Annotated in this window: 25 protein-coding genes and 1 pseudogene; 9 read left to right on the top strand and 17 right to left on the bottom strand. The window is 36.9% G+C overall.

Annotated features, from left to right (window positions below):
• Positions 1-19: 19 nt before the first annotated feature.
• On the top strand, positions 20-1,045 hold the full coding sequence (locus E4N78_RS09955) for an SH3 domain-containing protein (RefSeq protein WP_255810400.1): 1,026 nt from the start codon (positions 20-22) through the stop codon (positions 1,043-1,045).
• A gap of 93 nt (positions 1,046-1,138) precedes the next feature.
• The gene (cbiB, locus tag E4N78_RS09950; protein ID WP_255810399.1) at positions 1,139-2,203 is read left to right on the top strand and encodes an adenosylcobinamide-phosphate synthase CbiB; all 1,065 of its coding nucleotides are present in this window, start codon (positions 1,139-1,141) and stop codon (positions 2,201-2,203) included.
• Here cbiB and E4N78_RS09945 read toward each other — a convergent pair.
• The 11 genes and pseudogenes from E4N78_RS09945 to E4N78_RS09895 form a co-directional block, all read right to left on the bottom strand.
• Complete coding sequence (locus E4N78_RS09945; protein WP_255812355.1) at positions 2,172-2,774, bottom strand: ATP-dependent Clp protease proteolytic subunit; 603 nt, start codon at positions 2,772-2,774, stop codon at positions 2,172-2,174. The two genes, cbiB and E4N78_RS09945, sit on opposite strands and share 32 nt — an antisense overlap.
• A gap of 75 nt (positions 2,775-2,849) precedes the next feature.
• Positions 2,850-4,472: a 4-alpha-glucanotransferase gene (gene malQ / locus E4N78_RS09940; protein WP_255810398.1), complete on the bottom strand. Its 1,623-nt coding sequence runs from the start codon at positions 4,470-4,472 to the stop codon at positions 2,850-2,852.
• Complete coding sequence (locus E4N78_RS09935) at positions 4,469-5,101, bottom strand: hypothetical protein (protein WP_255810397.1); 633 nt, start codon at positions 5,099-5,101, stop codon at positions 4,469-4,471. The genes malQ and E4N78_RS09935 overlap by 4 nt, the downstream gene beginning before the upstream one ends.
• 5 nt (positions 5,102-5,106) lie before the next feature.
• Positions 5,107-6,213, bottom strand: a complete 1,107-nt coding sequence (locus tag E4N78_RS09930) for a D-alanine--D-alanine ligase family protein (RefSeq protein WP_255810396.1) — start codon at positions 6,211-6,213, stop codon at positions 5,107-5,109.
• A gap of 81 nt (positions 6,214-6,294) precedes the next feature.
• Positions 6,295-6,885, bottom strand: coding sequence for a histidine phosphatase family protein (locus tag E4N78_RS09925; RefSeq protein ID WP_255810395.1), 591 nt, complete (start codon positions 6,883-6,885; stop codon positions 6,295-6,297).
• 17 nt (positions 6,886-6,902) lie between these two features.
• Positions 6,903-7,685: pseudogene (gene cobS / locus E4N78_RS09920) on the bottom strand (adenosylcobinamide-GDP ribazoletransferase).
• The gene (cobU, locus tag E4N78_RS09915) at positions 7,682-8,233 is read right to left on the bottom strand and encodes a bifunctional adenosylcobinamide kinase/adenosylcobinamide-phosphate guanylyltransferase (RefSeq protein WP_255810394.1); all 552 of its coding nucleotides are present in this window, start codon (positions 8,231-8,233) and stop codon (positions 7,682-7,684) included. Before cobU ends, cobS begins: the two are co-directional and overlap by 4 nt.
• Positions 8,234-8,294: 61 nt before the next feature.
• Positions 8,295-9,446 (bottom strand): sensor histidine kinase, encoded by a 1,152-nt coding sequence (locus tag E4N78_RS09910; RefSeq protein ID WP_255810393.1) that lies wholly within the window; start codon positions 9,444-9,446, stop codon positions 8,295-8,297.
• An 85-nt stretch (positions 9,447-9,531) separates the two neighbouring features.
• Positions 9,532-10,695 (bottom strand): ABC transporter permease, encoded by a 1,164-nt coding sequence (locus tag E4N78_RS09905; protein WP_255810392.1) that lies wholly within the window; start codon positions 10,693-10,695, stop codon positions 9,532-9,534.
• 10 nt (positions 10,696-10,705) lie between these two features.
• Positions 10,706-11,845, bottom strand: a complete 1,140-nt coding sequence (locus E4N78_RS09900) for an ABC transporter permease (RefSeq protein WP_255810391.1) — start codon at positions 11,843-11,845, stop codon at positions 10,706-10,708.
• 97 nt (positions 11,846-11,942) lie between these two features.
• Positions 11,943-12,881 (bottom strand): ABC transporter ATP-binding protein, encoded by a 939-nt coding sequence (locus E4N78_RS09895; protein WP_255810390.1) that lies wholly within the window; start codon positions 12,879-12,881, stop codon positions 11,943-11,945.
• 191 nt (positions 12,882-13,072) lie between these two features.
• On the opposite strand from E4N78_RS09895, the gene E4N78_RS09890 reads away from it, so the two are divergent.
• Positions 13,073-13,927, top strand: coding sequence for a hypothetical protein (locus E4N78_RS09890; protein WP_370644912.1), 855 nt, complete (start codon positions 13,073-13,075; stop codon positions 13,925-13,927).
• A gap of 20 nt (positions 13,928-13,947) precedes the next feature.
• Entirely contained in the window at positions 13,948-14,265 is a 318-nt protein-coding gene (locus E4N78_RS09885) for a hypothetical protein (protein ID WP_255810387.1), read from the top strand.
• A gap of 26 nt (positions 14,266-14,291) precedes the next feature.
• Here E4N78_RS09885 and cbiT read toward each other — a convergent pair whose 3' ends face one another.
• The 5 genes from cbiT to E4N78_RS09860 all read right to left on the bottom strand — a co-directional run bounded on the left by cbiT (position 14,292) and on the right by E4N78_RS09860 (position 17,174).
• On the bottom strand, positions 14,292-14,855 hold the full coding sequence (cbiT, locus tag E4N78_RS09880; protein ID WP_255810386.1) for a precorrin-6Y C5,15-methyltransferase (decarboxylating) subunit CbiT: 564 nt from the start codon (positions 14,853-14,855) through the stop codon (positions 14,292-14,294).
• The gene (gene cbiE, locus E4N78_RS09875) at positions 14,842-15,441 is read right to left on the bottom strand and encodes a precorrin-6y C5,15-methyltransferase (decarboxylating) subunit CbiE (RefSeq protein ID WP_255810385.1); all 600 of its coding nucleotides are present in this window, start codon (positions 15,439-15,441) and stop codon (positions 14,842-14,844) included. The genes cbiT and cbiE overlap by 14 nt, the downstream gene beginning before the upstream one ends.
• 3 nt (positions 15,442-15,444) lie before the next feature.
• Positions 15,445-16,053, bottom strand: coding sequence for a TlpA disulfide reductase family protein (locus E4N78_RS09870; RefSeq protein WP_255810384.1), 609 nt, complete (start codon positions 16,051-16,053; stop codon positions 15,445-15,447).
• Positions 16,054-16,144: 91 nt separating this feature from the next.
• Positions 16,145-17,044: a 4Fe-4S binding protein gene (locus tag E4N78_RS09865; protein ID WP_255810383.1), complete on the bottom strand. Its 900-nt coding sequence runs from the start codon at positions 17,042-17,044 to the stop codon at positions 16,145-16,147.
• On the bottom strand, positions 17,037-17,174 hold the full coding sequence (locus tag E4N78_RS09860; protein ID WP_255810382.1) for a CD1871A family CXXC motif-containing protein: 138 nt from the start codon (positions 17,172-17,174) through the stop codon (positions 17,037-17,039). Before E4N78_RS09860 ends, E4N78_RS09865 begins: the two co-directional genes overlap by 8 nt.
• 127 nt (positions 17,175-17,301) lie before the next feature.
• Between E4N78_RS09860 and E4N78_RS09855 the strand changes: the two genes are divergently transcribed.
• The 5 genes from E4N78_RS09855 to E4N78_RS09835 all read left to right on the top strand — a co-directional run bounded on the left by E4N78_RS09855 (position 17,302) and on the right by E4N78_RS09835 (position 24,188).
• Positions 17,302-18,981, top strand: coding sequence for a hypothetical protein (locus E4N78_RS09855; protein ID WP_255810381.1), 1,680 nt, complete (start codon positions 17,302-17,304; stop codon positions 18,979-18,981).
• 71 nt (positions 18,982-19,052) lie between these two features.
• Entirely contained in the window at positions 19,053-21,041 is a 1,989-nt protein-coding gene (locus E4N78_RS09850; RefSeq protein WP_255810380.1) for an ATP-dependent helicase, read from the top strand.
• A gap of 215 nt (positions 21,042-21,256) precedes the next feature.
• Positions 21,257-22,099: an energy-coupling factor transporter transmembrane component T gene (locus E4N78_RS09845; RefSeq protein WP_255810379.1), complete on the top strand. Its 843-nt coding sequence runs from the start codon at positions 21,257-21,259 to the stop codon at positions 22,097-22,099.
• Positions 22,100-22,114: 15 nt separating this feature from the next.
• Positions 22,115-23,590, top strand: a complete 1,476-nt coding sequence (locus E4N78_RS09840; RefSeq protein WP_255810378.1) for an ABC transporter ATP-binding protein — start codon at positions 22,115-22,117, stop codon at positions 23,588-23,590.
• A 4-nt stretch (positions 23,591-23,594) separates the two neighbouring features.
• Positions 23,595-24,188 (top strand): MptD family putative ECF transporter S component, encoded by a 594-nt coding sequence (locus tag E4N78_RS09835; RefSeq protein ID WP_255810377.1) that lies wholly within the window; start codon positions 23,595-23,597, stop codon positions 24,186-24,188.
• A gap of 239 nt (positions 24,189-24,427) precedes the next feature.
• Here the strand turns inward: E4N78_RS09835 and E4N78_RS09830 are convergent, their stop codons facing one another.
• The gene (locus E4N78_RS09830; RefSeq protein WP_255810376.1) at positions 24,428-25,231 is read right to left on the bottom strand and encodes an Rpn family recombination-promoting nuclease/putative transposase; all 804 of its coding nucleotides are present in this window, start codon (positions 25,229-25,231) and stop codon (positions 24,428-24,430) included.
• Positions 25,232-25,358 lie beyond the last annotated feature (127 nt).

Raw genomic sequence — 25,358 nt, 5'->3', positions numbered from 1 at the left:
TAAAAATAAGGAGTTATTTATGAAAGTAAATTTTGTTAGAAAATTTGTTTTATTGTTGTGTGTTTTGTTATTTGCCTTTGCTTCTTGTAAAAAGGAAGAGGCCACTTCAAAATCCGAATCTGAAAAATCCGACTCTATGGGTTCAATGGAAAAAGATACTCCTAAAGAATCTATGGGAGAAGTAAATGCAGACGGAGTTATCTATGTGCACCGTGCAGGGCTTTATACCGAAACGGATGAGGGTAAAATGAAATGGGCTGCAGAAGCCTCATTAGGTGATGTCGCTATCTACCTTGGTGAAAAAAAGGAAGCACAAAGAACGGACGGCCAAAAGCGCGTATTCTTCCATATTTCTTTAAAAGATAAGGAGTATTGGATTCAAGACTATTGTTATGAACCTAATACGGTTACAGGATTTATTTCTGCTGAGGATACGGTTTTATACAAATCGGATTCTTTAACGGCTGTTACAGATGAAATCATACCTCAGTATTTTATTGTTGCCGTTTATAAAGAGAGTTTAAACAGCTCTAACCAAAAATTTGTAAAGATTGCAGCTTATTGCCCTGAACTGGTAACTTCGTGGATTGTAAAAGAAAAGTATGTAAAACGGGATGCTGTAGAATTTGATAAAACAAATACCGATGCAATGCTCCTTGCTCAAGTTGCAATGGAAACTCAAAGTGAAACAAGCAGAGCTGAACTGTTTCAAAACGCTATTGAAATGAATTCAAGATATAGTGATGATATAGCTATTTTACAAAACCTTGCTCAAGTGATGGATGCTGAGGCTGCTTTTTTAAAAAAACTTGAAGCCGAAAAAGTAGAAAAGAAATTCACTGCAAAAGAAGATATAGATCTTTTGAGTATTCCGTCTTCAGAAGGTGAACCAAGAGTATTGGCATCCGTAAAAGCCGATACCCTTCTTAATGCTTCAAAAAGGGTTGTCATTGATAATGGAGATAGTTCTCAAACTGAATGGTATTATGTACAAAACAAACAAAAGAAAGGCTGGATTCAAGCTTCATATCTTGAAGAAAAATAAGCTTTTTATTTAGCGAAAAACCGTCTTGGCTTTAAAATGCCGGACGGTTTTGTTTTAGATTAGTTATATATTTGATTAAAATCTATAGTCAAAATGAATTTTAATTTTTTAAGTCTTGCCGATTTTGTTTTTTCACATATTAATTTTTTTATTTTATTGTCCGCAATAATTCTTGATTTTATTTTAGGGGACCCTTATTCTTTTCCTCATCCCGTAAAATTTATGGGTAGCCTTATAAAAAAAGAAGAAGCCCTTGCTAGGTTTTGTTTTAGTTCTCCGCGAGGTTTAAAGTTTGCCGGTTTTTTAATTGTTGTTTTCAATATTATTTTCAGCTTTTGTCTTATCTTTTTCTTTTTAAAATTATTATATCCTTACAAGGTTTTATACTTTATTTTTTCCGTATGGATCAGCTATACCTGCCTTGCAGCCCGCTGTCTTCAAAAAGAATCTATAAAAGTTTTTAAGGCCTTGCAGATAAGCCTTGAAGAGGGAAGAAAGCAGATTGCAAATATTGTAGGCAGGGATACCGAATCTTTGGATAAAAAGGGTGTGAGCCGTGCCTGTGTTGAAACCATAGCCGAAAATACAAGCGACGGTGTTATAGCTCCATTGTTCTTTATGATGTTATTTGGGCCTGCGGGCGGTATCGCTTATAAGGCTGTAAATACTATGGATTCTATGCTCGGCTATAAAAATGAAAAATATGCCGACTTGGGATTTTTTCCGGCAAAGATTGACGATATTGTAAACTATGTTCCGGCCCGCCTTTCTGCCTTGCTCATTCTTGCAGGTTCTTTTTTTTGTAAACTTAGAAGACCGGCACGAAAAGGTTCGCAAAAAAGAATTTCAAAGAAAATAATTCCGAAACTAGCTGCAATAAAAAGAGGTTTTAAGATTTGGCGGCGGGATTGCAGAAAACATTCAAGTCCCAATTCCGCTCATCCTGAAAGCGCTGCTGCCGGTCTTTTAGGTTTAAAGCTGGGAGGTCCGAACTATTACGGCGGAGTGCTTGTCGAAAAGCCCTTTATAGGGGATGAGCTTTTTGAAATTGAAGATGAAGATATAAAAAGATGCATACAGCTGATGTATGCATCCGAGATTTTTATGTTTGGGCTTTATGCTTTTTTTATTTTTCGGGAATATCTTTTCGGTTTTTAGCTATTTTTGAAATAAGACCGTATTCTACGGATTCTTCTGCATTGAGCCAGCAATCCCTGTCCGTATCCTTTGCAACCTTTTTTTCATCCGTGCCTGTTTCTTCCGCAATGAGTTTGTTTATTTTTACCCTCATCTTTTCAAGCTCTTTGGCGTGTATTTCTATTTCGGTTGCAACTCCCTTTATGCCGGACAATGGCTGATGGATAAGGTAGTGGCTGTTAGGCATACCGAAACGGCGCTCCTTGCTTGCTGCAAGAAGAATGATGGAGGCTGCGCTGGCAACGAGTCCCATACCTATTGTGTAGACGGGTGCCTTGACAAATCTTATCATATCGAAGATTGCAAAGCCTGCATCGGCATCTCCCCCGGGGGAATCTATATAAATATAAATAGGCTTTGTTGACGACAAGGATTCCATGAGTAAAAGCTGGCGTACTATTTTTTCGGAAAGCTCCTTGTTGATTTCTCCGGCCAAAATAATTTGGCGTGTATTAAGAAATTTTTGCATCAAAGCATCGTCATCATTTGTTTTATTTTTTTTCTCTTCGTTTGTTTCATTTATAAAATTCATGTAAGCTCCTAAATTTTTTTCGTTCACAATGACTAATATACAAAAAATTTAAACTATTGTACAGGGGGTAATTTTTTATACCCTATTGTACAAGATATTCCAAAGCTTCAATTTTTCAGTCATCTCGCAGTTTTCATAAGAGCCGGTTACCCTCCATTGCCAGTTTCTTCCGACTGTTGAAGGTTCATTCATTCTTGCTTCCGAATTTAAAACCAAAAGATCCTGCATCTGTACGGCTGCAAAATCCGCCACGGAAGAAAAAGCTTTTCGGATTATTTCGGAGGCTAATTCTTTTTTAAATTCATAAGTGTTTAAAATGGAGCAAATCCTTTCATCCTCTTTTTTTCCGTAAAGATAGGTGTAAATAAATTTTAGCATCTCATCGGAAGAATTTTCAAGACAGCCCATGATTGTGTCGTTGTCGTGGGAGCCGGTATATACGGCACAGTTTTTTTTGTGGTTATGAGGCAGATAAGGGTTAATCATATTTTCCGATTTAAATTCGTTTAAGTCAAAGGCAAATTGCAATATCTTCATCGTCGGAAAATTAAAATCATCTCTGAGTCTGACAACCTCAGGCGTTATAATTCCCAGATCTTCAGTTAGTATAGGAAGCTCTATCCTGTATTTTTCATCCAATGAAATCAGATCCTTTTGTATTTCTTCAAAAAAATGATGGTCAGGGCCTTTCACCCATTTTCCTTCTTGAGCCGTTTTTGCGTCTTGAGGAATAGACCAAAAGGCTTCAAAGCCTCTAAAATGGTCGAGGCGTATTATGTCGAATAGTTTTAGGGTCTGTCTTATGCGTGCCTTCCACCAGAGGTAGCCGTCTTTTTTCATATTAGCCCAGTCATAAAGGGGATTGCCCCAAAGCTGTCCCGTAGGGCTAAAAAAATCGGGAGGTACACCGGCGACGGCTTTAGGCTTAGCTTCTTCGTCCAGTAAAAATAAGCTTTGGTTTTGCCAAACATCGGCTGAATCCATTGCCGCAAATATCGGAATATCTCCTATAAGTTGTATGCCGTTTTTTTCAGCATAATCTTTTAATTTTTTCCATTGCGAAAAAAAGAAAAACTGTATAATCTTTTGGGCCTTATATTCTTCGGAATGTTTATTTAAAAATTCTTTTACTGCGTTTTCTTTATTTAAGGCAAGTTCCTTGGGCCAAGCTTCATTCCAGATTCCTTGCACTAAATTTTCTTTATTTGCTCTTTTTTCATAGTCTTCTTTAATGGTCATAAAGGCTGCATACCCGTCCAGCCAAAAACTTTCTTCTTGATAAAAATTTTCAAGTTCTTCTTTTAACGATGAGTCTCTTTCCGTTTTGTGCAATAAAAATGAGGCTGCTTTTTTTAGAATCCTTGTTTTATGGTAATGGATTAAACCGAAATCCACTCTTTTAGGATCAGTATTTTCTTGTACAATTTTTTTGTATTCGGCAAAATCTTTTTTTTCTAAAAAGCCTTCTTCACAAAGATCTTGAAGACTTATAAGATAAGGGTTTCCTGCAAAGGCCGAAAAAGAAGCATAGGGTGAGTCTCCATAACCTGTGGGGCCAATCGGAAGCATCTGCCAAACTCCCGTTCTTGTTTTTTTTAACCAATCTATAAAGGCAAAAGCCTCTTTACCGATTGTCCCTATGCCTTCATCATTAGGTAACGAGGTGGGATGTAAAATAATACCTGAACTTCTTTTCATTTATTTTCCTCCATTGGTAGTTTATAATTTATCAGTTTATAATTTTCTGCTATGTAAAATATAATTCCCGTAATTCCCGGAAATATAAATAGGGCAGGGAATGAAATAAATAATTTTATGGCACTGAAAAATATTATCTTATATGTAAAAAAAGAATTGTCAAAAAAAAGATAAAAGGATTTTTTTAAGTTGCCTATTATTCCTTTATTTTTCTTTTGAAAGCAGACTATAGCCGGATACCAAAAAAGAGAAAACTCAAAAATAAAGAATATAAAAAGAATGAAGACTGAAAAAAAATATCCCGTAACAGTTTTTAGTTTTAAAAAGTATCTTAATAAAAAAATCAGTGCCGATAAAAATGATAATTTTATCGCAGATATAATTAAAGCTTCAATAAAATTTTCTTTTACACCGGCTATAAGGCTTTTTATATTTGCCTCATCCTCTTTATAATAAAAAGAATATAAGGCAAAACTTATTATCTGAAAGATTATATAAAAACTTATATTAAAGCCTAGAGCCGTAAAATAATTTTTGGGTAAAATTACCGGCATAAAAATAAATAGAATGAGTAGAAAAATAAAGATTATGTTTAAAAAAAATATTTCTTTTTCCTTTTTTATCATCATTCTGGTTAAGATTGGCGGCAGGTTTTGAGCTTTCTGTCTGCCTTAAATCTATCTATTGCAAGTTCTATTAAGTGCATTATAAGTTCGTTATATGGAAGACCTGAAGCTCCGCACATTTTAGGGAACATCGAAATCGAGGTAAATCCCGGAATAGTGTTTACCTCGTTTAAGTATATCTTGCCGGTTCTTTTGTCTATAAAAAAATCCACGCGGGAAAGGCCCGAAAGATCCAAGGCTTCATAGGCTTTGATAGCTGTTTCTCTGATTGTCTTTCTTTGAGTTTCATTTAAATCGGCCGGAATCTTTAATTCGGCTCCGTTCGGATCGGTGTATTTTGCTTCATAGTCATAAAATTTATGGGTCGGAATTATTTCTCCCGGAATATAGGCAATCGTTTTTGTGTTTCCGGTAACCGAACATTCCACTTCTCTGGCTTCAATACATGCTTCGACCAAAATTTTATTATCCCATAAAAATGATTCTTCTGCCTGCTCTAAAAGTTCGTTTCTGTTCTTTACCATTCCGGCCCCTACAGAGCTTCCTGCCCTGCAAGGTTTTATAAAGAGGGGATATTCCAAGTCCTTTTCGGCCCTTGCTAAGAGTGCTTTTTTCTTTTCAGGATCATCCCAGTCCTGTTTTTTGATTGCTATATAGGGTACAATGGGAAGGCCCGAATAATCCCAAATCATCTTGGTTTTTTCCTTATCCATCGAGATGCTTGTGGACATTACATCGCCTCCTACATAGGGAAGGTCGGCCATTTCAAAAAGACCTTGAATTGTGCCGTCTTCTCCGAATCTTCCGTGTAAAACGGCAAAGACCGCATCAGTCGGTAAAAACTCGTCTCCGGCTTTTAAACCTTTTTTTGTCCCGCCTCCGGGAATGACTGTTACTCGCTTCGCCTCATCTTTTTTTATTTTTAAAACGGCCTTTTCGTTTTTTATAATCCTTTCTCTTTCTTCATCTCCATGTAAATACCATGCTCCGTTTTTAGAAATACCTATTAGGTGAAGTTTGTGTTTTTTATCTATTGTCCTTATAATCGATGATGCCGACTGTAGGGAAACCTCATGCTCGCTTGACTTTCCGCCGTAAATGATTGCTATATTCATATCTACTCCTGATAGCCTTTATAAATTAACCTTAAAATTCATTCTATCATTATTTTATAAAATTTTCAATCAGATGTGATTTTAAATCCCATTAAAAACTTCAATACCTTTATGAATAATTTCATTTTTATTATCCGATAAAAAAACTTCTAATATGCTGATTGCCGAATTTTTAGGAGCAAATTTATTTCTTAAAGAAAAATTATCCAATGCCCATGCGAGAGCCATTGTTATTGTGCCGTAGTGAGTTACGATGATTATGTTTTCACCTTTTAAGGCTGCTTCTTCTAAAAAGTCGGAAGTTCTCTTAAAATGTTCAAAGGAGGTTTCGCCTTCAGGCGGGGCTGAGCTGTCGTTGTTCTCGATCCAGTTTTTTGCTTCAATAGGATATTTTATTTGAGCTTCTTCAAAGGTTAAGCCCTTAAAAATACCGAAGTTATATTCTTGGAGTCTCTTATCGGTTTGAATATTTTTAAGACCTAAATATTCAGCTGTTTGTAAGGCTCTTTTGAATGGGCTTGAATAAACTTTAAAAGAAGAAAAATCCTTTAGTTTGGGCTTTAAACCGCCAAGCATGGGATAAGCTTCTTCCGCCAAGGGGCTATCGTCAAAACTAAAAATTCTTTTTTTGTTTGTTACAGTGATTCCGTGTCTTATCAAAACTATTTTCATATTCTATCCTTAGATTTTTATAAATGTACGTTTATAAAAAAACTTGTACTTAAAACTGCCAGTTCCGTTAATTCGACAATAAGGCCGTTTACATCTCCTGTGGTGCCGCCTATTTTTTTATATGAAATTCTTATTATGATAAATGTTAGAATAAATGCGGTTAAGGGAAGAAGTAAATATTTTAAGCGCTCTGCTAAGATGAAAGTCCCTTGTATTTTTGAAAAAGCGGATATCTCAGGCGTAAAAAGAGAAAGAAAACATACGAGAATCAGCCAAAGGAAAAAACTAAACTTTGATGCCGACTTATGGAAGAGCAGGCCAAGGCCCGTATCCTTTGCAGGTTTTGAAAAAACTACAACTGTCAAACCTGAAAGCCTCGAAATTATTCCGGCTAGTATGAGCAGGCCTGCATCAGGCATTATGGTAGAATAGTTTATGTATCTGAGAAGCAAAAATACATTAAGCCCTATTGTTCCGTATGTTCCTATTCTCGGATCCTGCATAATTTCCAATATTTTTCCTTTTTTTCTTGCAGAAAAAAAACCGTCTATAGTGTCTCCGACTCCGTCAAGGTGAATGCTGCCTGTTAAAAATAAATAGAGGAGCAAACTTATAAATCCGGATATTTCAATATATTTTTGCGGGAGAAAATAGATGGGGATAAAAACAAGACCTGCAATAAGCCCTCCTATAAGAGGTAAAAATTAAAAAGCTCTTTTAATGTTCTTTTCGTTAAAGTCTATGTTTATGTTGATGGGGATGCGGGTAAAAAACTGCAAGGCTAAAATAAAACCTTTCATATTGATGCTCCGCCTTTTATTTTTATAGGTAGGCCGCAAACGCAGAGAACAACCTCATCTGCAAGTTCGGCGATTTTTGCATTTACTATTCCTTGAATATCCGAAAAAGCTCTTGATACGGGATGCATCGGTACAATAGAAGACCCGACCTCATTGGTTACAAGAATTAAGGAGCCGTTTATTTTTTTTATTTCTAAAATAAGATTTTTGATTTGAATTAATGAAGTATCTATTGTCTTTTGAATCTCCTCTTCACTGGGCTTTTCTTTTTCTCCTGTTATTTGAAAAAGAATTCGAGAAATTAAATTTGTTACGCAGTCAAGTAAATAGTGTTTTTCTCCGTTGACGGCTTTTTCTAAGTTTAAAAAGCCCTCATAGGTACGCCACTTTGGGTTGCGTCTTTTAATATGCTTTTTTACTCTTTCCTGCATTTCATCATCATAGATTTCGGCGGTTGCTATATAGACAACATCATCTATTCCGTCTAAAAGTTTTTCGGCATAGGCCGATTTTCCGCTCCTCGATCCGCCTGTTATAAGTGTTATCATAAGATAATTATATCAAAAAAAAAGAAAATGTTAAGAGGGTAAAGAAACTGCGTAAGGGGTTTTAAAGAGCCTTATTTTTAAAAAATGCCAAACGCATAAAAAAGCCTTTTACGGCAGGAAGACTTTCATAATAAACCGTTCCCTCCGTTTCCTTTACTCTTTCTTCGATAGCTTTTAAGCCTATTCCTTTTTTGATGCCGGTACAGCCGATCCCATTGTCCTTCATAGTAACTATGAGAGAGGTTTCAGTATAGGAAAAGTGAATCATAATTTTTGAAGCATTGCTGTACTTTGCAGAATTGGATAAAAATTCTTGAACGGCCTTATATACTGCATGACTTTGTTTTTCGTTTAAACTCCAAATATCTTTTGAAAAAGTAAACTGTACATTGATATTTGTCATTTTTTTAAATTCCCCTATCAGATTGTGAACTAGGATTATTATTTCATACTTGTTATAATCTACCGGTTTTAATTCTCTCAAGGCAAACCTTACTTCTTCTAAGTTATTTTTAGCAAAGGCGTTTAAATCTAAAATTTTTTGAGGTAAATCATTGTTGTTGTTCTTTGCAGCAGCATAGAGCGCATTTAGCTGAATAATCATTGTAGAAAGTCCGTGTCCTACGCTGTCATGTATTTCTCTGGAGATGCGGTTTCGTTCTTTTAAGGTCATAAGGTCTTCTATCGACTCATTGTATATTTCCAAATCATGAATGGAATTTAAAAGCTCGTCTCTTTGAATGCTTAATTCTTCTATTTTGTTTTGGAAAGAAATAATTTTATTTTGATTTAGTTTAAAATATTCTAAAACCCCTCCGCTTAAAATAAAAAGAGCCGTATAGTTTATGATTATTCCCATATCAAAATTTCTTAGTGAAAATATACAGACTGCAAGCCCTATTATTCCCAATATGTAGGTATACGGCTTTGAATTATAATAAAAGCTGTCTATCAAGGGAATTAAAAATAAGAGGAAGGGAATTGTAAGACCCGTAATATGTAGAAAAAAACAAATAGCCCAATCGGTTAAACAAAAAGCAAAAAAAAGGAAAGTTTTTCTATCTATATAAAAGAGCCTGAGATTAAACAGTATAATAATACAAAGATATAATAAAAACTGAATTCCTGTAATCTTATTTCCGCTTACGTTTATTTGAATGAGGCTTGATGCTATTAAAAAATAATGAATAAAAATAAAAAACTTATTTTTCATAAAGCCGATTATATTATAATAATTAAGTTTTTGCAAGGTTTTAACCCAAAAGAAGGAGGCAGAAGCTGCCTCCTTTAAATTGATTTTAATTTATTTCGTTGTTAAACTCTTTTATTTTCCAGCTTCCGGCTGTAAAAATAGCGGCAGTCATCGCCCAGACTATCAATATGTTTGGAAAAGGTTTTTCTTTATCCAGCATTTCCAACAGCCAATATAGGGGTGAAAACATTGAAATATTTTTAAACACAGGCGGAATTGAAACAAAAGGCATTACAGAAATAATAGCAAGGAAAAATAAAACTATTGTAAGAAGACTTGTTATATTCGAAGCAAGAGCCAGTTGAGATTCTTTTTTAAAAATTCTTGCTATTAAAATAGCTATGGATAGAGCAAAAAAACTTGTTGAAACCACGGCTAAGAATATCAATGGAAGTCCCGTAATTTCTAATTTAAATATTATTGTCGCAGAAATAAAGACTATCATATTTACTACCACTTGAATAAAGACAAAGGCTAATAAAAAGCTTCCCACTATTTTAAATTCGGAGTTTGGGCTTATTATTGCACGTGCCAACATCTTTGTTTCCCTAAATTTTATTAAGTCGGTTACAATCGCTGTTGAGCCGAAAATAATCATATACAATACAAGCAATGTCATTATTTTTAGGCCTAGACTTATAATGTTTTTATTATCCGGTGTTTTAAATACAATATTTATATTGTTGTTTAAAAGCTTTTCTCCATTTTCGGCTAGACCCGAACTTTTAATAAAATTATCCATGAGATAAGCATTTATACTTAAATTGAGTGCTTGGACTCTATTGTCAAGAATAATGCTTTCTTCCGTTTTTAAAATTTCAAGTTCCGGTTTTTCATTTTTTGAAATTTTTTCGGAAAAATCTTTGGGTATAATTATAAGACCGGGTATTTTTCCGGTTGCAAGTTTTTCCTTAACCTTTGTTAATTCTTCTTCTTTATTTTCAGGACGGACTGTAGATTCGGAACCGGCAAAAAAGTTTTTCCATAAATCTCCCGTATCATTGACAAAATACCCTACCTCACCCATTTGAACGGTATAATCGGTCTTTTTAGTTTCCAAATCATCGGTATCTTTCGGATCAAGAATAAATCTTATTACAAAAATAAGAATTATCATAGCAAAAGGGAAAATAATCAACATACTGGCATTTGTTATATTTTTTAATATTCTTTTTAGCTGTGCTAAAAATAAACTTACGAATTCCTTCATATCATACTCCTTAAATTTTGGTTTTTTTAAAACTTACCATAAGTAAACCCAGAATATAAAATACTGCACCAAAGGTGAGCATTATAATCAGACTGCCTATCATTCCTCCAAAAGAATTTTCCACAACAATGTTCTTAAGAGGGTTAGTTATAATTTGGGAAATGTTATATTTAAAAAATAGTTTCGCAATTTTATTTTCATTTGGAATTGAAAAAAGAACCGTTCCCAAAACTCCGAATACAAAAAATATGATTATGGCTATTGTATATACAATTTCTTGTTTATTAATGCTTACTAATGAACATGCAATGCATCCGGTTACAAGGGAAAAACTTGCAGCGTATATAAGAAGAAGAATGGGGTTGCCCATAAAAGAAACTCTTAACAATCTAAAGATTAAAAGATAAATTGTGATAGCAACAAATACTTTTAAGGCCAGACCTATTATTTGGGCATTAAAGATATAAGCAGCCTTTTTAGGCATCGAGTTAATACGCAGGGTAAGACCTGCTGCCTTTTTCTTATATGTGGGATTAAGAATTTCCATAACAAACATAAAAAATAAAAAGATGCTTATGGATATTGCATAGACTTCATAACTTGACATACTATGCAGGGCGGGATGCATAAAAGTTTTTCCTATAGGTTTAGCCGCTTCTTTTTGAATATTAAGATACTTATCCATAAGTTCTTTAGATTGACCGGAAGCTGTAATCGCCTTAGCCATTTTATAATTCCCATTAATGGAACTGCTTATGTTTTTAATTATGTTCGATAAAAAAGTAATTGATGCAGAAGACTTTTCTTTACCGATAATTAAAATATCAAACTCTTTGTTTTCTTCAACTGCGGTTTGGTAACCTTTAGGAATTTTGATTTTATATTTGGCATTTGTTTCATCTTCAATTTTTATAAAATCTTTTAAAGAGTTTGAATTTAAAGTACCGATTAGTTGTTCCGATAAGAAAGTCTTATCTTCATCATCTAAAAAAACTGAAATAGCCTGTTCTTTAGTTTCAGCTTTAAATTTATCTTTTTGCAAAAACCCGTTATAGCCTACAAAAAATATCGGAAGACAAAGGTAGACTAAAATAAAGGTAATAAAGTTATCTTTTACCGCTATAAGCGTAATTTTTAAAAATGCTTTCATCTATTTCTCCTATAATAATACGATGTTTTGTACAAAGTACAAAACTCGAAATTGAAGCGTAGGGCACCATTTGTGCCTGAAGCTTCAATCATTCTCCCTACTCACGCAATTTTTTTCCTGTGAGCTGTAAAAACACCTCGCCTAAATTCAGCTCATTTATTTGTATGGCCTTGATTACGGCTCCTGATGTTTGCAAAATTTTAATAAGCTCATCAAGGTTGACCTTGTTCCGTTCATAAAGGATATTCAAGGTATTTGCTTCTTTTTCTACATTTAAGGCCCCATCCAAAATACGGATTTTTTCTATTAGATCTTCATTTATGTTGTCTGCCTTTATTTCGATGGTTACGGTTCCGTTTGCTTTTTCCTTTACGGAATTAAGTGAGCCGTAGGCAATCTCTCTTCCTTCATCGATTACAAAGATATTTTTGCAAAGTTCTTCGACTTCTTCCATATAGTGGGAGGTATAAAGAATTGTAGTTTTATCTTGTGAATTTACCTTGCGCAGATATTCAAAGATATTGTTCCTTGACTGAGGGTCGATACCTACGGTGGGCTCATCTAAAATTAAAAGACGGGGCTTGTGCATAATGGCTGCAGCAAGGTTGAGTCTTCTTTTCATTCCGCCTGAAAATTTTTTCACTTTTCCTTTTTTCTTTTCGGTTAAGCCGACAACTTCCAAGGCCTCATTTACAGCCTCTTTTAATTTTTTCCCTGAAAGGCCGTATAGGCTTGCAAAAAAATTGAGGTTGTCTATTGCCGATATATCCTCCGATAGGGCTAGTTCTTGAGGTACAAGGCCTATGAGCTTCTTTGCTTCTATCGGCTTTTTTTTGATACTGTATCCGCCTATAAGCACCTCGCCGTTTAGCGGATCCAATATTCCGGTTATTATATTTATCAGGGTGGATTTTCCGGCTCCGTTAGGCCCGATTAAACCGAAGATATCGCCTTCTTCAATATCAAAAGAAACACCGGAAAGGACCTGTTTTTTTCCGTATTTTTTTGATACATCCTTAACTTCCAATATTTTCATAAAACACCTCCAAAAGAGTTTTTTGATTGATATGCCTCAATTTTAATCGATTTTGCTTAAAATAAAAGTGCCGAAAGTCATTTTTTATAGGGAAAATAGTAATGATTCCCCATAAAAACTGATTTTTTAAGGACCCTTGTAATGATTTTTCCTGCCATAGGCTCTTGTATAAAGGGCCTTTTTTTGCGAAAATGAACATGATGAATTTTTATGATGAAGTAAGAAACCGATACGGGAATGTAAAAAGAGCACGGGGTTTTTATCTTTATACCGAAAAAAACATAAGACTTTTGGATATGTACCTTGACGGGGGAATGTCAATTTTGGGTAGAAGGGAAAATCAAGCTCCATTGGTTTTTAAACAAAGCATAGATAAGGGCTTAAATGCCTTCCTGCCTTCTTCAGGCGATTACCGGCTTAAAAAGGCCTTAAATTCCCTTTTTCCGGAACATCCTCATTTTTACCTCCTTTCGGAATGGAGCAAGGCTTTTTCGTTTTTGGAAATAGAAGATAATAAAACCGATCTTGACTCTTGTATTATGGAAAATACTTGGAAGCCTTTTTTGCCCTCATCTGAAAATTTAAAGAAAAAGAAAGTTTTTTTTGTAAATCCTCCGTTTTGCACTTCAATAAAAATTGCGGTTTCTAAAGATGTTCTTCCTATTTTATCATCTGAAGTTTCTGCAGCCGAAAAAGAAGTTTTAGCTAAGGCTTTTTTTGACTTGATAAGAATCATTAAACTGCGGGAACAAGAAAAGGGGCATTCTGATGAAGAATTGATAAATTCAGCCCGAGGAAAAAGGAAAAAACAGCAGCTTGTAAAAAGCATAAAATCTTATAGAAGGGTAGTGGAACTATGTTCCCGTTTTTGGAATATGGAAGGCCCCTATCTTTTTTCAAAATTGAATGAAGAAAAATATGAGACCTTTTTTAAGGCTGCCTTGGATTTTCATATTTTTTTGTCTCCTTATTTTACTATTCCGTCGATATTGCCGAAAATAAGGGTGTACACCGAGCTTGAGAATTTTCTTAAGGCTCAAATGTAAAGCATAAGGACATAAAAGCTGTGAGTAAATTAAATTTGATTTTATCTGAAGGATATCCGGTATTGCTGTTTGTTAAATTATTTTTAGGTGCCGTTGCCGTTTTTTTTGCAGTTATTGTATGGAGCAGAACAAAACGCCTATCTATGATATTTTTTATCTTCGGCATTTTTTTTATGTATATTTCAATTTTAACCGAAGCTTTAAATTATTTTGGTTTTATAGATACCAATATTTTTAATATAGGTAAGGTTCCTACAATTTCAGTTTTTTTGGAGGCAATTCCTATTATATTTTTTATTGTTTCTTTTTGTGCCTTCTTGCGTGAAAGACTCTTTTAACTTAGCAAAGCTCTTGCTTTATAAAATCAAGGCTTAGAAGCTCTTACAATGTAGATAGGATTTTCTCCCTTAAAAAGACCGGCTTTTCCCATTGATGCGGTTTGAATAAGATGAGTTTCCATTTCGGTATATCCGTACTTTTCGAGGAGTTCTAAAAATTCGTTTAAGTTTTTTATAAGGATAAAATTAGCACAAATTATCCCGCCTTTTTTTAAATGGCTTTCCAGATAGTCAAAAATATTTTTTAACTCGCCGCCGCTTCCGCCTATAAAACACTTATCAAACTGTAAGTCCTTATATTCGGCCGATAAAAAAACTTCGGGTGCTTTCCCTAAAATAAGATTTATTTTAACTCCGAATTTTTTTGCGTTTTCTCTTATGAGTGCATAAGCCGTTTTATCGAATTCAACTGTTAAAACTTCTGCTCCCTGTAAGGCTGCTTCAACCGAAACGGACCCCGTACCTCCGCCTATATCCAAAAACTTATCTCCTTTTTCTATTTGAAGATGAGCGATAGATAGGCTTCGTATGTTGAATTTGGTCATCGGCACTTCGCCTCTGATAAATTCGGAATCTTTAATATTTTTCATTTTGAACCAATACCGTATTTAAAAAAGATTTTACTATAATTTTATCGCCTATGGTATATTCTTCAATCGATTCATCCGGATATGAAAGATTATAACCTACAAAAAGTCTTCCTTTAAAGCCTTCTTCTTTTAGTCTTGCCGAAATTATGTCGGGATTGTTTGTCTTATCGGTAAGAATAAAAAAGCTCTCCTTACTGCGCATTTCCGTAAAGTCTGTTTCTCTTCCGTGAAAGGAATAAAAGGGCAGGGTCTGCCACTGTTTTTGAAGTTTGCCCATAAAATACTGCATTGAAGATATGCCGGTTATTACTTTTTCTATTTTTATATTTTTATTTTTGATAAACTCGGTAATTCCAAAAAAACAGGGGTCGCCTGAAGCAAGGACTAAAACTTTTTTTGTCTCTATAGGGAGATCAAGAATTTCTGAGATTCCATTTAGAGTTTTTACATCATTCCTTATCGGCTTGACATCGGAAGCTATACGCTCAAAGCCTGCAACTATATCCGCATCTTTGATTGCGCATATAGCCTCTTGGGTTAAAAGTTCTATATTTCCGGGCCCTGCCCCGGCGACCGTTAAAGGCATAATTTACTTTGAGGCTACGGCTTTTAGGGCTTTATCAAAAGGTTTTTCAAAACCTTCCTTACTTAAACCTCCAAGGTGAATGGTTCCGGGGATAAGTTGACCCTTTTTGTCTACCATAAAGCTTGTAGGAAAACCTGCAACCTGTTCGTATATGGGCAGAAAGCTGTCAACCGTTACAAGTGCCTTAAAGGTGCATCCTGCATCTTTCCATATTTCTTTGGCCAAGGCCAGAGTTTCGGCATCGCCTTCAGGAAGGTCGGCTGTAAGGCCAATAACGTTTACTTTTTTATCGGCATAAGCCTTGTAAGCGGCTTCCAAATGGGGTAATTCAGCTTTGCAAGGACCGCAAAATGTTCCCCAAATATTTACCAATGTAACATCGTAGTTTTCAAAAATTTCGCTGGTAACCGTATTTCCGTCAAGATCCTTTGTTGAAAATGTAAGGCAGTTTTCGCTAGCTCTTAAAATGTTTGATTCTGGTGCTGCTGCAACTTCTTTTGCGGTTAAAGGCTTTTCTGCCTCTTTATCTCCCTGTGCTTCGGTTTTTGTGCACGAAGCAAATAAAATACCCGCAAAGATTGCGGTTAGTACATAAAAATGTAACTTCTTCATTTGTAAACTCCTATAGTTTAAAATAATTCTAAAATTTCCCAGTCAATATACCTAGTCCTTATGGAATAATCAAGGGTTTTGAGAAAATTTATTATTCTTTTTTTATCTTTAACTTCATATTTGTGTTTTTTTCCGTAAAAAGAAAGCTTTGTTCGATAGCTTTTACGGGACAGGCCTTGATACATTCTCCGCATCTTATACATTCAGGGCTATTGGGGGTCTTATATGTCGGAATATCCAGCTTACAGGTTCTTTCACATTTTCGGCATTTTATGCACTTGCCGTTTATTTTTAAACGGTAGAGGCTTATAGGATTGAACATTCCTAAAAAGGCTCCGAGGGGACATAAATAGCGGCAAAAGGGCCTGTAAAAAATCATTGAAAGCATTGTAATGATTGCTAAAACCGTAAATTTTAGGCCGAATAAGGCTCCTAAAGAGGCTGTGAGAGCTTTATTCATCGCTATAAGCGGAATCGCTCCAAATAGGATGCCTGAGGGGCAAATATATTTACAAAAATAAGGATCGCTCATGCCGTATTTGTCCTGCAAGGCAAAGGGGAGAACAAAGACAAAAAAGGCAAGAATAAAGTATTTTAGATACCTTAAAACCTTGTTTACTTTTTGCGGAACCTTAATTTTTTTTAAGGGAATCTTATCCAATAGGTCTTGGAAAAGACCGAAAGGGCAGATATAGCCGCAAAAAAGTCTTCCTGCGGCTATTGCAAATAACGACAATAGGCCTACTACATAAAAAGCAAAGTTAAATTTGCTGCTTCCAATGGTTGCCTGTATCGAGCCGATAGGGCATCCAAACAAAGCACCCGGGCATGAATAACAGTTTAAAACAGGCATACAGACTCTTTTCATAGGCCCCTTATAAATTTGCCCCTTTAAAAAGCCTATAAGATTTCCGTTTATTGCCAACATTCCTAATGCCTGAATTGCATGGCGTTTTTTATTCAGTGTTTTTTGTTTGTTTTGTTTAGCCAATTCCTATGCACTCCATACATATATTTACAGCCTTTTTGAGGACTACAGCAACTTCTCCGCGGTATATTCCTATAAGGGTAAAGCTTAACGCTAAAACAATAACAAGTATTGCCGCTATTTTCTTTTTCATTTATTTTTGACCTCAGGGTATTAAATATAACATCTGAATGCTGAATTTTCAAGTATTTACCCTTGTTTTTTTTCTTTTTTTCCTATACTATTAGGTTGTGATTTTTGACTAAAATGGGCAGCTTTTTATGGAAATAACGGAACTTGAAAAACAAGTCTTAAAACAAGAATATCCTCAGGTGAGCCTTTCGGAAGATCTTGATATTGAAAGATATTTTGAACTGAGAAAAACAGGGCTCCTTAATGAAGCCCTTTTATTATACAATGGAAAATTAAAGCGGAAATATCCGGATGATTCTATGAGGTATGAACTGATGTCTTCGTATAGACTGAGATCCCATAGGTTTCAGGAACTACTGACTGCAAATTTAATCAGCCTTGCTCAAAAAACTATAACGCAGATTAAACGGGTTATAGGCTTTATTACCGAAAGAACAGCTAATCTTGATACAAACGATGTTTATAACGTTATTCAAGAATGCGAAAAAATAGTATCGGCTGTTTCTTCCGATAGATTTGCTTCTATTTCATTTACTGAAAAATATGCACGCTATGCAGACATCATAGGGTTTAAACAGGCTGCAATGAAAAAATCGGCAGAGCTTATCCGCCTCTATGTTACCGATACCCTTTCATCGGTAAAAGCCTATAGAGATGAACAGGATGAAATATTATCCCGTCAAAAAAGAGAACGGGCTGCCTACAGGCCTCCCGCTACCCTTGACTTTTCTAAGATTGTTTTTACAAAAGAGCAAGTAGATTCAATAATTATTTCTCCAGATATTAAACGGGTTGAAGATCAAGTTATTGCTTACACTTTAAAGTATTGGCCGGTTTATGCTGACGGCGGATTTGAAAATATCGTTTTATTGTACAGCCGGAAATACAGAACCAATAACTTTAATATTTTTCAGGCCGTAAAAATCGGAAGATTTAGAAACTGGAAAGATGAAGAAATTTTACAGGCCGTCCTATTGAATTTGGTAAACGGTTATTACTACAGTATAAGCGGAGACCTTTATCTTCAAAGGGAATGGGCTAGGGTAAAAGTTTCGATAGAACCTGTAAAAAAGAAAGAAGAATCTATTGATGAAGCTTCCGATGCAGGGGCCGTTTTAGAAAAAAAAGTAAAACCGAAAAAAGAAAAAAAAGTTTTCGATACGAAAACCGAAAAGGTAAATCTTATAAAAGCTGAAAAGGTAAGGATTAAAAAATCAACGGATACCAAAACAGAGCCTGTTCAAAAAGATGCTGTTTTTGAAACAACGAAAGCTAAAAAAGAAGAATTAAATTTAGAAAACAAATCACAAAACATAGAATCTTTACCCGACAAAAAAACGGATAAACTTAAAAAGTCGAAACTTGAAAAAAACAAACTTAAAAATGAAGAACTTAAAAACGATAGCATAAAAAAAGAAAACCTTGTAGAAGTTCCAAAAGAAGAATCAAAATCGGAGGCCTATTTTGAAAGGCCTAAGCTTGAGATGAATCCTTCAGGCTCAATTTCGGAAATGATTAAGACCATGAGGGGTGATAAATATCAAATTCATAAAGGGCTCTTTTTTGAAGGGATAAGACCTTCAATCAGGAAGGTGCTTGAAAAGTCCGCTGTTCAAAAGATTTCAATGTTCGGTAACGAGCAAAACGATGCCGAGAACTATATCTACGATTTCTTTGATCAAAACTACGATAACCCCTACCAAAATTGGGGTATCTCAGAACAGAGGGGTCAAGTATTAAAACTAGGCTTCGATATAAAAACCGTGGAACCGATTATAGCAGATTGGATTAAGGGTCTTAAGTTTTAGCAAAGATAGATAAAACTGTTTAATTTCGCTTCTTGCCAAATTTCCCGTTTTTTGGTATACTCACCCTTCCTATGAATGAATTTACTGAAGGTCTTAATCCCGAACAGTTTAAAGCCGTTACTACGATTAACGGGCCGGTGCTTATAATAGCTGGAGCCGGTTCGGGGAAAACACGCGTTATCACTTTTAGAATTGCACACATGCTCGACAAGGGGATTCCCCAGTCTCAGATTTTGGCTCTTACCTTTACCAATAAGGCCGCCAAGGAAATGGCAGATCGAATAAAAGAGCTTACCGGCAAAAAACTTCAAAACCTGACTGTCAGTACCTTTCACGCCTTTGGGGTTAAGGTGCTGCGTTCTCACATCGAAAAAATAGGCTGGAGAAGTAATTTCAGTATTTATGATGAAACCGACCGCAATCAGTTGATTAAAGAATGCGGAAGAGAACTTAAATTCTCGGCAGATGCCTTGGATGTTTATAAGGTAGGCATTCTTTTTTCCAATATCAAAATGGGAAGAAAGGATTGGACAAACGAACATGATTCGTACAAGGCTCTTTATAAAGAATATCAGGATGGGCTTAAACTTTATAATGCAGTAGACTTTGACGACCTTATAATGCTTCCAATAAAAATATTTAAAGAACACCCCGAAGTCTTGGAAGAGTACCGCGAAAGATACCGATATATAATGGTTGATGAATTTCAGGATACCAGCACACAGCAATATAATTTTATGAAGCTCATCGCCGACAAAAATATCTGCGTAGTAGGCGATGACGATCAATCTATTTATTCTTGGCGGGGTGCCAGTTTTGAAAATATCCGCAACTTTGAAAAAGACTTTCCCGAAATGATTGAAATAAAACTTGAACAAAACTATCGTTCAACAGGGACAATTTTGGCTGCTGCAAACGGCGTAATTTCTCATAATGTAAACCGCAAGGTAAAAGCTCTTTGGTCAGAAAAAGATTCGGGCCGCCCCATCGAAATTTTTATTCCCGAAAACGAGGCGGCGGAAGCCGATTTTATTTCGGACATGATTTTAAGCTTAAAGCAAAGAGAAGGTTTTAAGTATTCCGACTTCGGAGTTTTAATCCGTGCCAACAGTTTAAGCCGCCCATTGGAAGAATCCTTTTTGGAAGTAAACATTCCGTATAGAATGTCGGGTGGGACAAGTTTTTTTCAGCGGAAGGAAATAAAAGATCTTATAAGCTATCTGCGCGTTGTTGCAAATCCCGACGATGATGTAAACCTCCTGCGCATTATCAACACGCCGAGGCGGGGCATAGGCAAAAAAACTCTTGAAACCCTTTCCGCTCTTGCAACGGAAAATTCTTGTTCAATGCGGACTGCAATCCGTCTTCTTCTTGAAAACCCGCCTGAAGATATGAGGGGAAAAAGCATCGAAGATTTAAAAGAATTTGCCGAACTTATAAGCGCACATCGCACCCAGCTTCTTTCGGGGAAGGGCCTTGCTCAAAAGGTTAGAAAACTTTTGGACGACATCGCCTATAACGAATACCTTATTACCGAATACCAAAAAAGCGAAAAGGCAGCTCAATTTAAAATGATGAATATCGAAAGTTTTTTGCACTCGATGGACGATTGGGAAAACAATCCCGACAATTGGGACGGAAGCCTCTACGATTATCTTAACCGCATTACTCTTTTAACCCGCGATGATACTGAAGAAGAAAAAGGCGAAGTAAATATTATGACTATTCATTCTTCAAAGGGTCTGGAGTTTCCCGTGGTTTTTATTGCAGGAGCGGAAGACGGCCTTATTCCTCATGCAAGGAGTGTCGAAGAAAATGACGGAGATGTCGAAGAAGAGCGCCGCCTTTTCTATGTGGCTATCACCAGAGCCCAACAAAACCTTTTTATTACAAGCTGCAGGCAGAGACGGAAACAGGGCGGCATAACCGAATGTGCTCCATCTCCTTTTTTGGATGAGATTCCTGCAGACCTCGTTGAATACCATGAGCCCGATGCCCAAGCCGAAGAAGAACGCATCGCCGATATCTTCAGCCAAATGAAAAAAAAGTTTTCGATATAGGGGAGAAAAATTTACGGCGGCTTCGATCCGCTGTATAATCACAACATTTTTTTTCGGCAAGGCGGAACTGTTTTTATAAGCAGAAACTTTTGTATGAGAAAAGATGAAAATTCAAGCCAAAAGCCGTCAATCTTAGCCAATCTTTTAGCTGTTTTTAAGACAAAAATCTATTGCTGTTGTAAAATCTTCACACAAATAGGGGAAAGTTTTACTATATGCAAGAGATTAAAACCGCTGTTGATGTTAGAACGCTTCTTTTTTTAGACATAGTGATTATGGTTTTTATGCTGATTTCCGGAAAGGCGGAGGTAACGCTCAGCTCTTTTATCGTTGCGGCGGCGGTGCCGGTCATAACAGAATTAAACCTGTTCGGAAACTTCAGTTTCAGAACAGGCTGCCTTAAAATGCGATGTTCTAAATCGTGCTATTTGCACGATTTAGAACTCGTCGACCTGTTCGATAATGCAAGTTATCGAACAGGTCTATTATACGGTGTCTTATTGTGCTACGCTATTTTGTTTGCAGTGCTTTTTTCCTATTACCAACTAATTTTTCATTTGAAGCTGCCAGTGTTTCACTCTGCGGTTTTTTCCGTTATCGGAATAGTCGCTTTTATCGTGCAGAGGATTATTCCCTTTATGCTGTTGGGAACGGTAATTCAAAACCAAAAAAATATTTCGGAAATTACAATGGCGCTCGATCGTATGCGGCTTCCGCGAGGCGTTATCCTTAGCATAACGGTAATGTTTCGTTATTTTCCTGCAATAAAAGATGATTTTCTGATTATCATCGATGCGATGAAACTGAAAGGTTTGTACACCTCAAAACGTTCAGCTATGCTTCATCCGATAAGGATGATGGAATTTATAATCGTGCCGATGTTGTTTAAAAGCCTAAAGACTGCGGAAGAACTTTCCTGTGCAGCATTGGTTAAGGGCATTGAAAACACCGGTAAAAAAACATCGTACTTTGATGTCAAACTCCGGCCGATAGATGCCATGTTTTCGCTCGCTGCAATCACAGTGTTGACGGCAAGTATGTACGCAAAATTATTTTGAATGAGAGCCTCGCGTATGATCAATCTGAACGATGTAAGCTATCAGTATAACGGTGCGGCGGTGCAGGTAATTCAGAACTTATCCTTGTCTATCAAAAAAGGAGAACTGGTTGTTATTACCGGAAAAAGCGGCTGCGGAAAAACGACCCTGTTTCGTTGTATGAACGGGCTGTGTCCCCGTTTTTATGAAGGAGAAATAAACGGAACGCTTACATTAAACGGCAAAGTTCTTTCGTCGATGCGTATATGTGATATATCGAACATTGCGGCATCCGTTTTTCAAAATCCCGAAAGTCAGTTTTTTACCACCGATGTACTTTCCGATCTTGTGTACCCATGCGAAAATTACGGTATAGAAAAAGAAGAAATACAAGAGCGGCTGCACCGTGTTACAAAACTGCTATCGCTGGAACCGCTTTTGAACAGAAAGCTTTCGGAACTCTCCGGAGGTGAAAAACAAAAGATTGCAATCGCTTCGGTTTTAATGTTGGACACGCGCGTTGTACTGATGGACGAGCCGTCTTCCAATCTCGATTATCAATCCGTCGAATTGCTTACACAAATACTTGCACAGCTAAAATCAAAAGGTTACACGATACTCATTATCGAGCACCGGCTGCATTATTTGGCGGAACTCTGCGACCGGCTCATTGTAATGGAAAATGGAACCATAGTACGGGAATATGAAAAAGATTCGTTACGCACTATCTGTAATGATGAGTTCCACAAACAAGGACTTCGAGGCTTGCATTTATTTCAAAATCACCGCAATACGCTGCCCGCTCCGCGGCGTCAGCATGAAGACGAAGCCTTGGTTGTACTGCACGATATTCATTTTGGATATCGGAAAAATGCTGAGGTTTTAAAAGGAATACATCTTTCGATATATCCCGGAGACAAGATTGCTTTAATCGGTAAAAACGGATGCGGAAAAACAACGCTGGGGAAAATCCTGTGCGGATTAAAAAAGGAACAGAGCGGTACCGTTTTGTTGGACGGAAGAGCGTTCCCTGCTAGGGTACGCAGTAAGACCGCCGGATATGTGATGCAAAATGTAGACTTTCAGCTTTTCGGGTGCAGCGTATATGACGATTTACTGCTCGGCAACGAAGCGATGCCCGATCGGGAAAACCGGATACAAAGCGTTCTTACAGCGCTTGATCTTTCGACGCTGCAAGAACAGCATCCGACAACGCTGTCGATGGGACAAAAACAGCGCTTGGTAGTCGCCGCATCATTTTTACAAAATAAGCGGCTCACTATTTTTGACGAACCGACAAGCGGTTTGGATTACGGCAGTATGCAAAATGTCTGTGCGTTAATAGATTCGATAACGGGCAAGACAAACGCCTCCGTTATTATCACGCATGATTATGAATTCATTTTAAACACCTGCAATAGAGCGGTTCTTTTGGAAGATGGGCAAATAACTGAAGATTTTCAATTGAACGGCACGATGCAGTTGGAATATATTTTTAAAGAGAGGTTATAAAGGTATGGAAACAAAAACCAATCACTGGAAAATCAGTTATTTTGTTTTAATCGGTTTAATGGCCGCAATTTATGCAGCCGTTATTTATGGGGTCGGAATGCTGACAGCCGTTACTATCCCCGTTATGCATGTGTTCGCGCCCGGTATGACGGGACTTTTGATGGGGCCTATCGTGCTTTTTGTTGTAAAGACTGTTCGGAGATTCGGCGTATTGACGCTGCTTGCAGGTTTAGGCGTTGCGCTTTTTACGCTGACCGGAATGGGAAGTATTAATTGTCTGATTTTTGTTGTCATTGCAGGTTTGATAGCCGATGTGATTATTACAAAAACAAGGTTCAAAACGCTTTCGGTCGGTATCGGTCACGGACTAACGCAGGCTGCATATTTTACCGGAGGCGTGTTCCCTTTCCTTTCCTTTTTGGAACGGGAATTAGCAAAGTGGCAGGAAATGGGAATGAGCCGAGAAGAGATACTTGAATATGTGAAATATTTTACCGGAACCTTCGCCGTCATCGGCATAGTATCCGCTATCGTTTTCGGTATTGCAGGTATCTATATCGGCAAGCTCATCTTAAAACGGCATTTTAAGGAGCGGTAAAACCGTAGATGATTACGAGATAGTCGAGGCAGGTTTTGTAAAGCCGGTTATGAGCAAAAGTTTGTAAGAAACACCCGCACACAAAAAAACCGCCCCCGAAGCCGGAGCTTTGTCAGGCTTGTGGCGGTCAGGGTAGTTTAATTCCCGCACAGGATATGCGGTGGTTTCAATCGTGCCAGGGTTTGCAAAACTCGAGGTTTATCCCCGACACGGAAGCCGGGAATAAACCGAATTATAAATTAGCTAATCGATTCCACTTCTTCTTGAGTTAGGCCGGTCGCTTGCATTATCTTTTTTACGGAATCACCGAGCTGTTTTAATATCTTTGCCGTTTCAAGAGCTTTTTGACGGGAACCTTCAGCAATACCGAGCGATTTACCTTGTTGTATGCCTTCTTCCCGTGCGTCCATTTCAAAGCCCGAAATAAAGCGGTATTCCTTGCGTGCCTGTTCGTTGTGTTTTACTGCCTGTATCATTGTTTCTATCCTCCCTGTATATTCCGTGTTGATTGTACCTGTCTTGAGGTATTCCAAAAAGCCTTTGAGTTCCGCATCTTCGGCTTTGCCGAATGCTTCCGCATTGATTATAACCTTTTTTGTTCCGTCTCGTAAGGGTGTTTGCCGGTCTTCAAGGCACATATTTTCAAATGTGTAGAGCGGTTTGCCTTTCCCGATAGCGTCGAAAAGACAAACGAAAATAATATAGCTTTCGTTCAAGGCTTTGTAGTGAGTACCCTTGTCTAAGAATGCGATGTCGATTGCTGCCTGATAATAACGCATACGCTTGGGGATATTATGTTCGTTCGCCACTTGCATTTCGATGTCGTAAGATTTGCCAGCTTCGTCCTTTACAAGCAGATCGAGGCGTACTGATTTGGATTCCGAGCCGGTAAAGACGGCATCTTGGGACGACAGATAGGTAATTTTCCCGATTTTATCTGCCAAGACCATTTCGAGAAACTCTTTACAAATACCTTCGTCCTGCATTACCTTGCAAAACATAAAATCGTCTGCAATGGTCAGTTCGTCAAAGCTTTTTTTCATCGGCACCTCCTCCTGGTTTGTATTATACCACAACTTCCTCAATTTTGTAAGAGCTGTTTTTTTAATTTAACCGCATTGATTTCCGTGGTTGTTTCCCCGCCTTCATTCCCAGACAAAACATATCGTT

Source organism: Treponema denticola, assembly GCF_024400535.1.
Lineage (GTDB): Bacteria > Spirochaetota > Spirochaetia > Treponematales > Treponemataceae > Treponema_B > Treponema_B denticola_C.
The sequence above is the reverse complement of the archived record's forward strand: the minus strand, read 5'-3'. Positions and strand labels throughout refer to the sequence as shown.